The following is a 16,773-nucleotide window of genomic DNA, read 5'->3' as shown; positions in this document are numbered from 1 at the left end:
CAAACATTATTGTCTTGGCTTTAAGTACAACACTACAGAAACGAAGAGAATTATTCCGCTCAGGGTAATATTTATTCCTATAGGGATAACAACCCCAAAAGCCAGGCTCATGACCAGCAACGCGCTCAGCCCATACCCCAGGGTATGGGACATTGCAATATACCCCGCCATTGTGCCTTGTTGGGCGACCGTGCGGGATGTTGCTTCAGAGACATAAGCGGGTACGAATAACGCTCCACCAGCAGCAACCAGACCCACTGCCAGAACCAGCACTGGCCAATGCAGGCTAAGAAACAAGGTGTAGCCAGACAGCATCAACACGGCACCAGCCACTAGCATCCGGCGGGCTGAAAGGCGTTGGCGTTTTATCACCAGTATCTGTGTCGTCAACGTTATCGCTGCACTTACTGTCAACAGCATCCCGACTGCGTTTGAAATATCAGAAACTGACCACTCGGTTGCCACTTGCAACATGGGGGTAAGCGTATATTGCATCAGCGCAAGGGCTGCGCTTCCAAGCATCGCGATAAACAAAAACGGAACGGCTCGCCAAGGCGGTAAAACTGGCGCAGACGGTTTTGTCTGTGTGTGGGTTTGTCTTCCCGGATCTGGCAGGCTTTTTACAATCAACAACCCAATAAAAGGCAACATCGTCAGCGTGATAAGTGGCGCTAAGGGATGGATGTTTAATAATGCAATCGCAAGCAGCGGCCCAAGCAGCCGTCCGGTGCTCATCCCGGCACTGATGGTGGTGATCGCTTCCAGACGTTTTTCTTCCCCTTTTAACAACACCGCCCAATGCTGCGCCGCGGGCACCATTCCCGCCACAGTCAGCCCATACACAATCCGGGCCGTAACTAATCCTGCTATCACCCAGGCATCTGGAAGGTTTGATGTGTTTGTGAAACGGATAAAGACATACAGCAAGCCGAAGCTCATGCCAAACCCCACCAACGCCTGTAACACAATCGGTTTGGGGCCATTGAGGTCACTTTGTCGCCCCCAATAAGGGGAGGCGGGTAGGAAAAACACACTCCCTGTGGCTATCACAATGCTCCAGACAGTCAGGCTCAGTTGCGTTTCTGACACTAAAACGGGCAAAGAGACCAATAATCCGCCCTGCCCTAATCCCATCAGCGCAGCAATACTGGCGATCACCGTGGCTGAGGCTTTAACCCCCTTCCTCTCTTGGTTTTTCGATAACGGTGTACGCATAACATCGCTCAAACAATCTTTTACATTGGGTGACATATGATTTAAATACAAATACAATACACATGCAAATCATTATCATTTAGATTGGAAATCGTATTATTCCAGATGGACGCACTTCTATGTTTTCACTTAACGCGGTCAGTTATTCGGTGCCAGAGAAAACCATTCTTCACCCGGTGTCACTCACCATCCCGGCGGGAAGGATTACCACACTGCTTGGCCACAACGGCAGCGGGAAATCGACACTGATTAAGCTATTAAGCCGCAACATATTGCCCTCCAGTGGCGACATTCAGCTGGCAGGTATGCCATTGAGTGCGTTTTCTTCCCGGGACTACTCACGCCGCGTCGCGTATTTACCCCAAGATCCCCCTATCACAGACAGCATTACCGTGTATGAGTTGGTCAGGCTTGGTCGCTATCCGTGGAAAGGAGCACTCGGCAGGTACGACGAACATGACGACGACATTATTGCTCAAGCGATGAATGCGGTGGGTGTCAGCACCTTGGCTGATCGGTTTGTCAGCACGCTCTCAGGCGGTGAACGCCAGCGCGTCTGGGTTGCCATGCTTCTCGCCCAGCAAAGCGAATGCCTCTTACTCGACGAGCCAACCTCAGCGCTGGATGTCGCCCACCAATATGAATTGCTGTCACTGATAAGAAAGCTCAACCGGGAACGTAACCTAACCGTCGTTATGGTCTTACACGACATCAACCTCGCCGCCCGCTACAGCGACACACTTGTTGCCTTGCATAGCGGAAAAATCATGGCGCAAGGCGATGCCCAATCCCTGATGAGCCAACCCATACTCGAAGCAATCTATGACATCCCCCTCGGCTTTTTTCCCCATCCTGAAAATGGCCAACCGATTGCTTATGTCCGGTAACCCCCACTGTCAATGGAGCGACATTGTGAGACGCGTTGTTTGCCTATCTTTATTCTTTTTTTCCCATGCTTTTGCGCTCACCGTTAAACATGACCTTGGTGAGACAGAAATACCCAACATACCGCAACGGGTCGTCGCCCTTGACTGGGTAAGTACAGAAACCCTGCTGTCGCTCGGCATCACACCCTTTGCTATCGCAGATACAGACGGTTACCGGCATTGGGTCGCGTTTCCTGCCTTGCCGGATACAGTGAAAGATGTCGGTTCACGCCGCGAGCCGAATCTGGAGTCCATTACGGCGTTGAAACCCGATCTCATTGTGATTAACGAAGCTCATGCCGCCGTCTATCCGGCACTGGCAAAGATAGCCCCAACAGTGGCATTCAACGTCTTTAACGGAGAAAAGAAACCCTTAAAAGCACTGAGAACCATGACAGTAACGGTGGGAAGTATTTTTGGCAAAGAAGACGTTTCCCACGACGTCATCAATGCAGCACAGCACATTTTTCAGCAAAATAACGCCAAACTCCACGAAGCCGGTATGGCAAACCTGCCCCTGGTTGTTATCCGCTTTATCGGCAACACTCATGTGCGGATCCACGGCGAAGGTTCGCTCGCCAATGACATTGTTGTTGAGCTCGGGCTAAGGAACAGTTGGCAGGAAAAGACCAACAACTGGGGCTTTTCATCATCAGGGATTGAGGCACTGGCAAAGCACCAACAAGCAACAGTGGTGTATCTGGAGTCCTTGGATGACGCGCAGAGAAAGGCCATTTTCTCAACACCGCTCTGGAAAGCCATGCGTTTTAGCCGGGAAAACAACGTCATTGCCCTTCCCCCAATCTGGACGTTTGGCGGCTTGATCTCAGCCCAGCGGATGAGCAATGAGATCACAGCAAACCTGATTGGGAATGCTGAGAAATGAATACCCTTCCCTATCCAAACCCTGCCAATCATCCATATCGCGTGACAGGAATGGTAGTGACGATCCTTTCACTGATTCTTCTGCTTATTTACACCAGCGCGCCCTATCCCCTTACCGCAACAGACTGGCTGGGCGCCATTCTGTCACCCGACGAAGAAGATTACCGGCAAATCATCATCCACTACAGTTACCTGCCACGTCTGGCAATGGCGATACTATGTGGTGCAGCGTTGGCGATAGCCGGTTGCGTCATGCGCTTTGTGCTCAATAACCCTCTGGCTTCCCCCACCACACTGGGCGTCGCCGCTGGCGCGGAGCTTGGGCTGGTCACGGGAACACTTTTTTTCTCTGCCACGGCGGGGTTAAGCCTTTATCTCTCTGCGTTCACTGGTGGGTTGCTCGCCACCTTGCTGGTATTTGCAATCACTCCCCGACAATCCTATTCACCGCTGTCCCTTATTCTGTCCGGCATGGTGACAACCTTGTTTATTGGTGCTGTGACCATGATGCTGGTGTTGGTCAACGAGCAGACATTAACCCACCTTTTCCTATGGGGCGCGGGAGCACTGGAACAAAATGACTGGCAAGGCGTAACACGCCTGTTGCCGTTTTTGATTGTCCCAGTGCTCTTACTCACCGGAATAAGCCGCGCGCTCTCTTTGCTGCAATTGGGCGATACTGTTGCGGGTTCGCTGGGCGCAAAAGTGGTGCGCGTGCGGTTGGCTGCATTAACGCTGTCCGTCGTGATGACCGCTTCTGTTGTCAGCGAAGTGGGCATCATCGGCTTCGTCGGTCTGGTATCACCGGCAATAGCACGAATACTTGGCGCACGGCGTTTGCCGGGCCAGATAGCACTGTCGGCATGCATCGGCGCACTGCTGTTGCTTGGCGCAGATCTGTTAGTGCAAAATCTCTCGCACTGGGTGGCAGATGTGATCCCTACCGGTGCGGTCACCGCGCTTTTGGGCGCACCATTTATGCTGTATCTACTTCAGCGCCGGTTGTTGGGAAGTGCCCTTTCCTCTGCAAACACAATGCATCAGCCAGGTAAACGACTCCCTTTCAAACCTCTGGCGCTTTTGTTGGTTCTGTTTTTTGTTTTCACGGTGTCAGTGAGCATGACATGGGGACAATCAGACGCTGGGTGGGTGTTCGGCATCGATCCGGCTTTGCTTTCCCTGCGTGGGTTTCGCATCGCCGTTGCTGCATTGGCTGGCGCCAGCCTTGCCATGGCCGGTTGTGTGATACAGCGCCTTACCGGTAACCCCATGGCGAGCCCGGAGGTTTTAGGGATCAGTGCAGGATGTGCCCTGGCGATTGTTCTGGCTGCCGCATTCGGCCTCGCACTGTCACGGCTGGAACAACTGTTGTTTGGCGCACTTGGCGCTGTTGCCGTCATGGCATTGATTCTCTGGTTTAGCCGAAAGAAAACCGCCTCCCCTACCCACTTTATCCTGATTGGCATTGCGATAAGCGCAATGGCGGATGCCATCATCCGGCTGACGATGGCATCGGGTCAGGAAGGCGTAAAATCGCTGCTGAGTTGGCTGTCTGGGTCACTGTATCTGGCTGATACGATGGCGGTGGGTCTATTGATTATCACCCTTATCCTGTTTGGCAGTTTCACCGTAGCTTTCTCGCGCTGGCTGGATGTAATCAACCTTGGCGACACAGTGTCAGAAAGCCTTGGGTTGTCCGTCAAGGCCACAAGAAAAGTGCTTATTGTGATCGCCGCCATCATGACATCAGCCGCAACCATTGCCATTGGGCCGCTCAGTTTTATTGGTTTACTCGCGCCACATATGGCGACATCGCTCGGTCAGCACAGCGCCAGACAACAGCTTATGATTGCCCCGATACTGGGAGCGATACTGTTGGTGATGGCTGATTGGGTAGGCAGAAACCTTTGGTTTCCCTGGCAATTTCCGGCTGGATTGCTGGCCTCCATCATTGGTGCAGCCTACTTTCTGAATTTACTCCGGCGTTGACATCAAACCAGCCCGGCCTGAGTCGGGCTGCGTCCTCCGCGTTAAACCTCGCATAAAAAATGTGCGACAAAGCCATTGCATGATCAAATAATAATCATTATCATTCTCAAAAGAATCGATAGATGAGAATGTGAAGATGGAAGATCAACAACATTGCTATGGATTGAAAGGCTCAGATGTCGCGATTGCCTGCTTTCTAAATGCCTTCTTGCGCGAATGCCCTAAGGTTGGGGCGAAAAAAACTGGCGAAGATCATTACCAGCTTCAGATTCCGGTTAACGACCATTACCATATCGCCTATCAGATCAGCAAATACTCAACATTAGGCCTCCACGAATACAAAATGCCTGCCTATCTGGTCACCAAGGATAGGGCTACACCTCTCTCCTTTTCGGATGTTCTGTTCAAGGTGGTATCTGAACCGGCACTGGTTGGCAACCTGACGGAACAACAAAAAAATGCCTTTGTTGCACGGGTATTGGAGAGCCAGAGAAATACACACAATGCCATCACCCATCAGCCAAATCTGGAGGCTCTGTTCAGCACTACTTTACGATTCGAACAAGCCGAGCAGGGGTTACTTGCCGGCCACTCAGTGCATCCCGCGCCCAAAAGCCGCGAGCAATTTTCACAGCATGACGCCAAACGCTACTCGCCAGAGTTTGGTGGGAAATTCCCCTTGCGCTGGTTTGCGGTCGCGAAATGGCTGACCCTGAGCCACTATACTGGGGAAGATCTCGGGAAAGAGGCCAGAGAAAGCAACGGACAAAACGCTCCCCATCACCCTGTCAATGCGCTGGCCGATGCCGACATGGCACTCAGCGAAGCCGCCCGCGCTATCCCCGACGGTTTCGCGCTTTTCCCCGCGCACCCCTGGCAAGCCGAAGTGTTGTTGAAGCATCCGGATATCAAAAATTACCAATCCCGCGGCTTACTCCTTGATTTGGGTGAAATGGGCCAGTACTGGTACCCCACTACTTCCACCCGTTCCGTTTACAGCCCCGGTCTGCCTTTCCAGCTGAAATTCTCCTTGAGTGTAAAGCTGACCAACTCGATTCGTACGCTGTCTTTGAAAGAAGTGATGCGCGGTACCCGCCTCAACCAGATTTTCCAGTCAGCCGGATTCGCACAGGTTGACGCCGCCCTTCCTGACGGTTTTGAGGTGATGCAGGAACCCGGTTTTCTGGCCTTGTTGGATACACATGGGAACGTCATTGATGAATCTCTGGTTGCCCTGAGAGACAACCTGCTGGCAAAAACGCCGGATGAAGAAGCCGTGGTACTGGCGACCCTCTGCCAGCAACACCCCTTTGGTAGGGACAGCCTCTTGGCGGCACGGGTTAAACAGCTTGCAGCCCACTTGGCAACGACACCCGAAAATGCGGCTATCAAGTGGTTTGACAACTATTGTCATCAGGTAGTGGGCTCGCTTTTCTCTTTACAGGGAAACGGCGGCATTGTCTGTCTGGCCCACCAGCAAAACATTGTCATGCGCCTGCAAGATGGCATGCCGGTGGGGATGTATTACCGGGATTGTCAGGGCACCGGTTATACCGACCTTGCCTACACCCTTTTCCCGGACATATTGATTGACGACACCCAAGATTTGGAAAACCACTGGGAGCAGGAAAAGGTACTGCGCTATTTCCCTTATTACTTGATTATCAACTCCACATTTAGCGTCATTGCATCACTGTCCCTTCATTGCGGTGTGTCTGAAGGCGCGTTACTGGAAAGGCTGCGTGCCTATCTGAAATCCTTAAAAGGAAAGCTGGTAGATACCCATTGTCTTAACTATGTGCTGGAGAGCCCAGCCCTATGCTGCAAAGGTAATTTCTACTGTTATCTGCAAGATCTGAATGAAAACGCCATTCCCGATCCGAAAGTGATCTATTTCGACCTGCCGAATCCACTGGTATGCCATGCAACCGACAACCGTCCATCAAGTGAAAAGGAAGCCCACTATGTCTGATTGCCAGCTGTCCCTCTCCCCGACTACCGACAAGCATCACTTAGACGATATTTTTCCTTTGCTGGAGCCAGAAATGCTGATTGCAGCCGGAGAAAAAAACAGTGGAGATAGCCTTGCCAGCGCCTTAGATCACTACTTTTGCGTGAACCCTAAATCACCGGCAGTGCAATTACCGCGTGAGCGCTGGAATTCTCACATTGCCCCTTCACACTGGCTTTACATGTTTCTTGATGATGTCCTGACCCGCTCTCAGTTTTATCAATTACCCGCGACAGGTCTTTGTCATATGCCGACGGATCGCTACCCCGCGTTGCCGGTTCAAAGCACGAAGCAATCGGGTTTTCATCCCAAACGTCCGGCTTCTCCAAAAGGTTACGTGTACCAGCGGACTGACCCTCTGAACGGCATAACAGTCAGCTATCGTCTTTTTGAACCTGAAAAGGATATGCCCCGTTTCACCCGCTGGATGAACTGCCCACGGGTGGCCGATTTCTGGGAGCAGGCATGGTCAGAAGAAGCACTTCTCGACTATATCAATGGGCGGTTGTCAGACCCGCACACTTTGCCGCTAATCGGTGAGTTTGACGGCCAACCCTTTGGGTACATCGAAGCGTATTGGGTCAGCGAAGACAGGTTGGCCCCTTACTATGACAGCCAGCCTTTTGATCGTGGCATCCACGTGCTGGTCGGTGAAGAGGCGTTCCGTGGCGAACGGTATTTCAATATGTGGATGCGCGCCATCACCCATTACCTGTTCCTTGACGACTGCAGAACAATGCGTGTCGTGCTTGAGCCGCGTTATGACAACACAAGGCTGTTCAACCGCATTAAAAGCGTCGGCTACAAACAGAAGTTCCTGTTCGATTTCCCCCACAAACGCGCGGCATTAATGATGACTTCCCGTTATGCTTTTTTCCGGGAGCAATGGTAATGGAACAGAATGCCCTTCACCGTTTCTGGCCCGCAGCAAACCGGGCGTTGGTTGCCAAGCTCATCAGCGAGCTGGAATACGAACAGGCGTTCAAACTCGAACCTGTCGGTCAAGAACACTGCCTTACTCTGCCCGCTGGCGTGCGTTACCGGGTGAAAGGCAAACGCAACATCTGGGGACAGCTCAATATCCTGCCCGGGAGTATTCGCCGGGAGGATAACGGGGAACATAACCTGCCAGTTGAAGCAAGCCGCTTTATGCTGGATTGCAAAACCGTACTGGGATTGGATGACGATACGCTGGCAGAGCACCTGGAAGATCTTTACGCCACCCTGCTGGGCGATTGCAAGTTAATGCAGCTCAGGGAGCATCTCGACGCTGATGCCTTTGCCCGGTTATCACTCGAAAAGCAACAATGCCTGTTTGACGGCCACCCCAAGTTTGTCTTTAACAAAGGGCGGCGTGCCTGGGGAAGTGAGGATTTACGCCATTTTGCGCCAGAAAGCGAAGAGCCGTTTCAGCTGTGCTGGATAGCGGTAAACCACACCTTAGTCACTGGCGCTATCTCAGAATACCTTAACTGGAACCATCTCTATCAAAACGCGCTCTCTGACGACGATTTGGCCTCTGTCCGTTGTGATCTGGAGATGCTTGGTCTTAACCCGGCAAACTTCCTGTTGCTTCCGGTGCATCCATGGCAGTGGGACAACAAGCTGTCTTTGTTGTTTGTGGCTGAACTTGCCAGAAAAGAAATGGTTTACCTTGGCACGTTCGGGGATGCATTTCTGCCACAGCTGAGTCTGCGCACACTGACCAATGTGTCACGCCCAGCGCGCTACGACATCAAGTTGCCGCTCACCATCATGAATACTTCCTGCTACCGGGGAATGCCATCACGCTACATTCAAGCCGGACCGCAGGCGTCTGCATGGCTGGAGAACACCGTGAAAAGCGATCCCCTTTTTATCTCGCTGGGCACAGACGTATTGCAAGAACCTGCGGGTTTGACCGTTTCACACACAGTGTATGACTCGCTCGAAAAGGCACCTTACCGATACCACGAACTGTGCGGTGCCATCTGGCGGGAATCTGCCAGCACAAAAACCCGGCCCGGCGAGCAGGCTATCCTGATGGCAGCGCTGATGGAGTCTGACAGTGCTGGCAACCCTCTGATTGGCGCTTACATCCGCGCATCGGGCTTATCTGCCAAAGACTGGCTTTCACAGCTGTTCCGGGCCGTGGTGATCCCTTATTACCATCTGTTGGCGAAATACGGTGTATCACTCATCGCCCATGGGCAGAACGTGACGCTGGTACTGGAAAACAGCACCCCGAAACGGATTCTGTTAAAAGATTTCCAAGGTGACATGCGCCTGATGCAGGGTGATATTCCCGAGCAAGACAGCCTTCCACAGGCGGTTAAAGATGTCACCGTCACCTTGCCTCCAGATCTGATCATTCACGATTTGCAAACCGGTCATTTCGTTACTGTGCTGCGTTTTATCTCGCCCCTTGCAGAAAAAACCGGCGTCAGCGAACACCGCTTTTACAAACTGCTTGCCCAGGAATTGCAAGCTTACATGCAATCACACCCCGAGTTGGAAGCGCGTTTCCAGTTGCTCGATTTGTTCCGCCCTAAAATCCGTCGATTGGGGCTGAACCTCGCCAAGTTCCGTCATGCGACAGAAAACAGTGCAGATCGCATGCTGCCGCAGATGGAGCATTTCATCGACAATCCGTTGTATCTGGTCACCCATTGAAAAGGACAGAAAAATGACAACGACGATATCTTCTCAGGTTTTAGATTTAGCAGGCATTGGAGCCGGGCCCTTTAACCTCAGTGTTGCGGCGCTTTTACAACAAGTACCGGAAACGAGTAGCTGCTTTTTTGAAAGTCGGGATAGCGTGAGTTGGCACCCGGGAATGCTGCTTGATGATACCCACATGCAAACCACTTTCCTGAAAGATCTGGTGACGCCGGTTTTCCCCCAAAGCCCGTATTCATTCCTCGCCTATCTGGTGGAAAAGAAACGCATCTATCGCTTCCTGACGGCTGAGTTGGGTTGTATTTCACGAACAGAGTTTTCCGATTATCTCTACTGGGCCTCAGAAAAATTACCCAATATTGCATTCTCAACCTGCGTTGAAAAAATCGAGTTTGCCGACGGGGTGTTCCACATCCACACCGACAAAGGCACAACGCTTGCCCGCAACCTGTGCCTTGGCACCGGAAAATCCCCGCATGTGCCAGAGTGCATGAAGCCCTACATTGGCGAACACATTTTCCATGCCGCGGAAATCGCCCTCAGCCCACGGGATTTCACCGGAAAACGGGTCGCTATCATTGGTGGCGGCCAAAGTGGTGCGGATGTTTTCATTAATGCATTGCGTGGCACCTGGGGCAAGCCCGCAAAGCTCGATTGGGTATCCCGCAGGCCGAATTATCAGCCTCTGGATGAAGCCGCTTTTACCAACGAGTATTTCACACCGGACTATGTAGAAGCGTTTCTTACCCTTTCGCCAGACGTAAAAGCCCGCGAAGTCAGCATGCAAAAGCTGACCTCAGATGGCGTTACCCAGAAAGCGTTATTGGAAATCTATCGCGAGCTTTACCAGCGGTTTGATGTCAACAACGAAGAGAAGTGGGTTCGCCTCCTTCCCCACCGCACGGTGACACAGCTTCTCTCTCACAAAGGAGGGTATGAACTGTTTCTTGAGAATGGGCTGGCTAACCAACTAGAACGGCTTGATGCCGACATCATCATACTCGCCACAGGGTATGAAAGCCGCACGCCACGTTGCCTTGATGGACTGAGGCCGCTTATCAATGCCGACAGTGAAGGCAGGTTCCAGCTAAACCAATATTTCGAGGTGGAGTGGGCACACAGCGACACGAACAGGATATTTGCCGTGAATGTCGGTATGCACAGCCACGGCATTGCCGAGCCTCAGCTCAGCCTGATGGCATGGCGATCAGCACAAATCATTAACCGGTTGTGCCAAAAACCTGTATTCAACACAGAAGCAGGACCCGCGCTTATCGAGTGGATAAGCCCAACATCCCTTGTTGAGGCTTTCGCATGAACCACGCTTTTTGCGCCCTGCTGCCCGAACTGCAAGAAGGCACGCTGAATACGCGGTTGGCGCTGCTTAACCCAGCGTGGCGTTGGCAAGTCGCCCCGGAGAAGGCCGTGCCTTTGGGGAGTTTGTTGAAAGACGACCTCGTTGCCAGACGCACCGTTGTTGCTTTTCAGGATACGCATCAGGCCCCCACTACCAAAGTGGCCGCCTCATTGGTCCATAAGCAATGGATAGCTAACCTGCTCTCTCCTTTAGTGGCCGTGTACCTGCTGTCAGGAAGGCAGCCTGAACAGTGGCAAAAGCTGGGATATGACGTAGAAAAAGGTTGTCTGGGATGGACAACACAACCTTTTGGGGAACACACCAATCCGGCGTTGTTTATTGAAACCACGACGGCTGTCGCCAATGCCTGCTACACACTGTTTCGACGGCACTTTTCTGTCCCTCCCCGTGTTCTTTGGAGTAACACCGCATTGGCGCTGGCAGCCCCCTGGCATCGCTTACAGAATCTCGGCGCGGGTGGAGAAGCCATCAATAATCAATTGACCGCATTCTTTGCCCACTTTCCCTCGCCACTGTCGCAAAGTGTCAAGTGGCTGGTTATCAGAGAGAACGGGAAAAGCCTCTGTGTACCACGCAGGCTGGGTTGCTGCCTCAAATATGCCCTGCCCGGCAACAGGAACACACTTTGTGGCACCTGCCACCGACGCAGTGAACAAGAACAAATAGCGCTTGTTCACCAACGTTTTTTTACAGAAATAAAGTAATACGAATCACTATTAAATGCATTCATTTATGCATCTAGTGTCTGCGCGATACGTCTTTTAAACAAGGGCACAGGTATCGCAATGATTGAAACGATAAATATAAGGTAATTAGAAGTGAAATTATCAAGGACGTTTATAACCAACCCCTTCACCCTGGCCATTTGTGCTGCTATCACTACCCAGTCACCAGTGGTATCAGCATCAACAGATACTGAAGGACGCGCCCCACTGGATACAGTAGTTATTACCGGTCGAAGCGAAAAAGTGATTTCGGATATCGCCGGAACAGTATGGGTCGTTGACAGCGAACAAATCGAACAGCAATACCGGGGCGGTAAAAACCTCAGTGAAATACTGGCGAGCGCCGTGCCTGCACTGGATGTAAGCAGTCAGGGACGGACAAACTTTGGCCAGAATATGCGTGGCCGCCCGATGTTGGTCATGATTGATGGTGTTTCCCTCAACTCCTCCCGCTCTGTCAGTCGACAGTTGGATGCGATTGATCCTTTCAATATCGCGTCCATTGAAGTGTTGTCGGGGGCATCATCTATCTACGGCGCAGGGGCAACGGGCGGGATCATTAACATTGTCACCAAGCGTGCAGACGCCAGCGAACTGGCCTTTGAAAGCTATGCTGGCGCCACCAGCGGCTTCAACGGCGGAGAGGATTTTGACTACAAAATCGCACAGTCAGTCAGCGGCGGAAACGACAAGGTAAAAGGCCGTGTGTCTGTGGTCTATGGTGAAAACAAAGGTGCCTTTGATGCCGACGGAAACATCAATGTGCCAGACATCACCCAGGGGTCCCTGCAGTTTAATGAGGTTGTAGACGTGCTCGGCACACTCAACATCACACCAGACAGTGCCCAGAGCATCCAACTGCTGGCCCAGTATTACTCCAGCAAGCAGGATAGCCCTTATGGCATTTACTTTGGTGAAAACCTTGCCGGTGCGCCGAACAACATTACCGGTAATCCTGCCGATACCAGCCTGATAGAAACCCGTAAAGGCTTCAGCTCAGACAGGCAAGGTGGCACAGAGCGCTTGATGTTGAATGCCAATTACCATCACAACAATGTACTGGGGCAGGATCTGTTTCTCCAGGCTTCTTTCCGCCGCGAAGAGTTTTCATTTATTCCGTTTATTTATGGCTCTTACCTTGCGGCATCCGAACAAAACACGGATGTGCTCACTCTTCGTGCCGCCATGGTCAAATCAATGGATAACCTCACGCTCACGTACGGTATTGACAGCTATCTTGACAAACTCACGTCCAATCAGGCGTTGTTCGACCGCAACCTGAGCTATCAGAGCGGCGGGTTGATTAACCGGACTGAGGCCAAGATCGGGCGTTATCCCGGTACAGAAGTCGCATCAGTCGCAGGCTTCGTACAAGCTGACTATCAATTGACGGACGACTGGTCGCTGTCTGGGGGATATCGTTACCAGTGGATGCAAAATACCATCGATGACTTCGTTGCCGCATCCGTCCAACAGCAAATTGCGCAGGGTAATGGCACCTCAGCAGACGCCGTTCCGGGAGGATCGACCGACTATACTATTGGCCTGTTCAACCTTGGAACCGTATATAAACTCTCGAAAAACGCCCAGATCTGGGCCAACTTCTCACAGGGTTTTGATCTCGCAGACCCTGCAAAATACTATGGCCAGGGCAATTACAGCGCCCCGGATGCCAATGGTCACCACACACTGACCGACAGCATCAATGTCTCCAGTTCTAAGATGCAGGGCATTAAAACCAACAGCGTCGAGATCGGCGCACGACAATACTTGGATGCACTGAGCTGGCAAGCGGCAGCTTATATCTCTGAATCAGACAAAACACTGAAATATAACAGACAAACCCTGAATATCGATGTAAACGACGCCAAAAAACGCATCTACGGAATTGAAGCTGAAGTTGCATACTGGCTCACGGACAACCTGCAAACCGGCTTAACCGGACACTGGGTTGATTCAGAAGAGCAGGACAGTGAAGGAAAATGGTCGAAGATGTCGGTCAACTACGCCAGCGCCTCAAAGGCCGGAGCATGGTTAGGCTGGTACGAAGACAATTATTCAGTCCGGCTCCAGAATCAAACCCTGTTTGATCTGAGCGATGAGAATAACGGTAAAATTGACGGTTACAGCCTGTTTGATCTTATCGGTACGGTTGAGCTGCCAAAAGGACGCCTCGGCTTTGGCATCCAAAACCTGCTGAACGAAGACTACACCACGGTATGGGGACAACGTGCAAAAGGCTGGTACAGTTATTATGGCCCTGAAGAGATGTTTGATTACAGAGGTCGTGGGCGTACTTATACGCTGAACTATAGCCTTTCTTATTAACCATCGATCAAATCTGTTGAATATCCATCAAGGGGACAGCGTCGCTGTCCCCTTTTTTATGGTCCTCTAAGAGTATTCAAGTATCGCAGAAAGACGCTGACAACCATCGGGATAAATATCTTTATCATCTTCCCTGATCAATAGTAATGAATGTAGTCGCGTATCAGTCTCAATAAAGGGGAAGTGAACAACACTGCTTTACTGATATTCGCTATCGCTTTTGCGCCATTTGCAGTGAGCAATACCGGGAAAAGGGACAAAAATCGTTTAGTGATATAATTCAAAACGACTACTGAAGTGAAAGCGAAAAGCGTTGTGAATCACTCTTAAATTTCTTGATGTAATTATTCTCTAGGCATTTTTCTAAGCTGAATTGCAATATCAGCTGCTGTCGGGGCAGTTATAGCGTAATACAAGCTGACGGTACCAATAATAAAACTAATAATTGTAATCAAATACGCAATGCTCGCCTGCTTCTTAGTCTTTCTTTGCTCTTCTACAAGATCTTGATATTTGGTCAAGATGTTTGTGATAGGCGTTAAAAGGTGCTTATCTGTTTCAGAGGTTGTGTTTGATGTTAGCTCCAAAATACGAGACAACGATGGTTTAACTTCATCAGGCATAGTGTCAAAAGGCTCTTCCTTATGGATTTCGCTGACTAATTCCTTTAGCTTATCGAAGCTATCACTATCTGAGATGTCTTTGTAAAGACGATAAAGAGCCAACCTCGAATTAGACGGTGACAAATCATGTGCTCTTCCGAGTAAAACAATATCCTGAGAAGTTAAGTTAAAACCGCTTTCTAGTTTAGACTTCAAATCAGCTTGCAACCGCTTTCTATTTTCTTCTCGCTTTCTTAGGCTCCAAACTATAAGCCCAAGAAACACAATTATTATAATTGCATAAAGGCCAAATACACCATATTTTAAAATATTACTCATTTATTAACATTTTCTCCAAATCACCTAACAATAAATTAGACATTAAATTAGTGCACTTAAACACACCGTTAAGTCCTAAAATAGCAACTCACTGTATTTTATAAATAAATTACCTTTTATTTCACTTTCTTTCTCCACCATTCCCTAAATAGATTGGCGGAAATACCCTAAATGGTTATGCTTCGACATTATGCGACGCTGTTACCTGATTTTTATGTGTCAACAATGCATAAGTAAAACTTGAATTACAAAAACCATGATTAATAAAGGTATACTTTATTTGAATTAGATATATATAAAAGTTACTTACGGCACTCATTAATTATTTCAACGACATAATCCATGTCGAATTTTTTCTTTGTAGTTTTGGATATACGCAATGTCTTTTAAATATGACAAATGATGACCTTGAATTATATTCTCCGCGAATTTCCCATTTCCTTGTTTGGCTTCGTATTGCATTAAATCTACCAAAGCAGTCAGGCGTTCAATCATCACATCGGGTAATTTCTCGCGTTGGCGACTGTCTGCGCCGTAGCTGTCACAAAATACTTTAGCTCTCAATATTTGATCTGAAATAGAACCCAGATTGTCAATTTTATCGGTTTTAAAAGGAGCCCAGCAGTATATCGAGTACGCCAAATCCCATACTCTTGGTGCTGGGTGAACCGTATCGAAGTCAAAGGCACCAACCACAACATTTCCTGATAACGCGACATTGTAGGGTGCGAAATCGCCATGACATATTACTTCTTGAGGTTGCCGTGCCTTTAACATCCATGTGTGTGAAACATCCATATTTTCGGATAAAAATGATGCTGTTGCATCGTGAATGTTCCGAAGAAACGTAGCAGCAGATTTTAATGCTTCCTGCGTGGCAATTTCGCCAACCAGTGGATAATCATAGATGTCACCTTCAACATAACTCAGATGTTCTTGCTGTCCCTTAACTCTGATTAATTCGGGAACACCCTGGACGCCTGATTGAACCAAATGACGTAACACCCGATGCACAGTTGCTGACCATGGATTCAAAGGACGGATGACAACTTCGCCATTTTTATAAATTGCAGACTCCCTATCGCCCGTTAATTTTTCCATGTCACTTCCCTGCCCTTAATGCTATTGAATACCTAAGCTGGGAAACCACTACTCTTACAGTCTATGATCACAAGCTTGCGTAGATATTCTGCTATTTAACCAGTTGTTATTTATAAAGTATCTCCAGTTAAAAGAAAAATGCGGCGAAGTGCGTTATTTCTGTCAAAATCCCAAATTTATTGACACAGCAATTAACGATAAATAGACCTGACTCTCCCGCCAAACCGAGATATGCCTCTTTGACTGGCGTTTCAAACGGAATGTGCTCTTGGTGCGAGAGTGGATGATAAGGGTTCCCGACAATGCGTAGAATTTCATCGTTGCGATTGTCGATGCGAACACGCAAGCCACACAAGCTCCAGCAACTAAAGCACATAGATGGTGCAACACGCTGGTTAGGGTTCGGGATCAGATTGCCATGTGTATCGACGCTGTACTCGGGTTCGAGCGAATTGCCATGGTGCTTGTCCCGGGTCTGTGCGCCGGCACTGCCGTCCACTACTCCTTCGACCATGTGTTTTGTGGTGGTTGCGTAGCCAGCAGCAAAAGCCCCTACCCCGCCCACTGCCAAGCCAGATTTCAAAAACTGACGGCGTTTGTTATCCATAATGAAATC

At 50.0% G+C, this 16,773-nt stretch carries 12 protein-coding genes and 1 pseudogene; 9 read left to right on the top strand and 4 right to left on the bottom strand.

All coding sequences use genetic code 11. The annotated features are described in order from the left end of the window. Positions 1-6: 6 nt before the first annotated feature. A complete protein-coding gene (locus tag VHA_RS13690; RefSeq protein WP_040529012.1) occupies positions 7-1,215 on the bottom strand; it encodes an MFS transporter in 1,209 nt (402 codons plus the stop codon). A 119-nt stretch (positions 1,216-1,334) separates the two neighbouring features. Between VHA_RS13690 and VHA_RS13685 the strand changes: the two genes are divergently transcribed. The 9 genes from VHA_RS13685 to VHA_RS13645 all read left to right on the top strand — a co-directional run bounded on the left by VHA_RS13685 (position 1,335) and on the right by VHA_RS13645 (position 14,115). After that, positions 1,335-2,102 carry an ABC transporter ATP-binding protein gene (locus VHA_RS13685; protein WP_005505278.1) on the top strand — a complete coding sequence of 256 codons (768 nt, stop codon included), beginning with the start codon at positions 1,335-1,337 and terminating at the stop codon, positions 2,100-2,102. A 25-nt stretch (positions 2,103-2,127) separates the two neighbouring features. Then, complete coding sequence (locus VHA_RS13680; RefSeq protein WP_005505277.1) at positions 2,128-3,027, top strand: ABC transporter substrate-binding protein; 900 nt, start codon at positions 2,128-2,130, stop codon at positions 3,025-3,027. Continuing rightward, the gene (fhuB, locus tag VHA_RS13675) at positions 3,024-5,015 is read left to right on the top strand and encodes a Fe(3+)-hydroxamate ABC transporter permease FhuB (RefSeq protein ID WP_005505276.1); all 1,992 of its coding nucleotides are present in this window, start codon (positions 3,024-3,026) and stop codon (positions 5,013-5,015) included. The genes VHA_RS13680 and fhuB overlap by 4 nt, the downstream gene beginning before the upstream one ends. A gap of 136 nt (positions 5,016-5,151) precedes the next feature. Continuing rightward, positions 5,152-6,987 carry an IucA/IucC family protein gene (locus tag VHA_RS13670; protein WP_005505275.1) on the top strand — a complete coding sequence of 612 codons (1,836 nt, stop codon included), beginning with the start codon at positions 5,152-5,154 and terminating at the stop codon, positions 6,985-6,987. Continuing rightward, positions 6,980-7,918, top strand: a complete 939-nt coding sequence (locus VHA_RS13665) for a GNAT family N-acetyltransferase (RefSeq protein WP_005505267.1) — start codon at positions 6,980-6,982, stop codon at positions 7,916-7,918. The genes VHA_RS13670 and VHA_RS13665 overlap by 8 nt, the downstream gene beginning before the upstream one ends. Next, positions 7,918-9,678 carry an IucA/IucC family protein gene (locus VHA_RS13660; protein WP_005505265.1) on the top strand — a complete coding sequence of 587 codons (1,761 nt, stop codon included), beginning with the start codon at positions 7,918-7,920 and terminating at the stop codon, positions 9,676-9,678. The genes VHA_RS13665 and VHA_RS13660 overlap by 1 nt, the downstream gene beginning before the upstream one ends. 13 nt (positions 9,679-9,691) lie before the next feature. After that, positions 9,692-11,002, top strand: coding sequence for a lysine N(6)-hydroxylase/L-ornithine N(5)-oxygenase family protein (locus VHA_RS13655; RefSeq protein ID WP_040529008.1), 1,311 nt, complete (start codon positions 9,692-9,694; stop codon positions 11,000-11,002). After that, positions 10,999-11,766 (top strand): hypothetical protein, encoded by a 768-nt coding sequence (locus tag VHA_RS13650; protein WP_005505260.1) that lies wholly within the window; start codon positions 10,999-11,001, stop codon positions 11,764-11,766. The genes VHA_RS13655 and VHA_RS13650 overlap by 4 nt, the downstream gene beginning before the upstream one ends. Before the next feature lie 114 nt (positions 11,767-11,880). Next, entirely contained in the window at positions 11,881-14,115 is a 2,235-nt protein-coding gene (locus VHA_RS13645) for a TonB-dependent receptor (protein ID WP_005505256.1), read from the top strand. Positions 14,116-14,459: 344 nt separating this feature from the next. Here the strand turns inward: VHA_RS13645 and VHA_RS13640 are convergent, their stop codons facing one another. The 3 genes and pseudogenes from VHA_RS13640 to VHA_RS13630 all read right to left on the bottom strand — a co-directional run. Further along, a complete protein-coding gene (locus VHA_RS13640) occupies positions 14,460-15,056 on the bottom strand; it encodes a heme exporter protein CcmD (protein ID WP_040529007.1) in 597 nt (198 codons plus the stop codon). 327 nt (positions 15,057-15,383) lie between these two features. After that, on the bottom strand, positions 15,384-16,157 hold the full coding sequence (locus tag VHA_RS13635) for a phosphotransferase enzyme family protein (protein ID WP_005505255.1): 774 nt from the start codon (positions 16,155-16,157) through the stop codon (positions 15,384-15,386). Between the two features lie 202 nt (positions 16,158-16,359). Then, a pseudogene (locus tag VHA_RS13630) lies at positions 16,360-16,764 on the bottom strand (tetrathionate reductase subunit TtrA); the annotation flags it as partial. Between the last annotated feature and the right edge of the window lie 9 nt (positions 16,765-16,773).

The organism is Grimontia hollisae CIP 101886 (genome assembly GCF_000176515.1).
Taxonomy (GTDB): Bacteria; Pseudomonadota; Gammaproteobacteria; order Enterobacterales; family Vibrionaceae; genus Enterovibrio; species Enterovibrio hollisae.
Note: the sequence above shows the minus strand (reverse complement) of the source record. Positions and strands in the feature narration are given on the sequence as shown.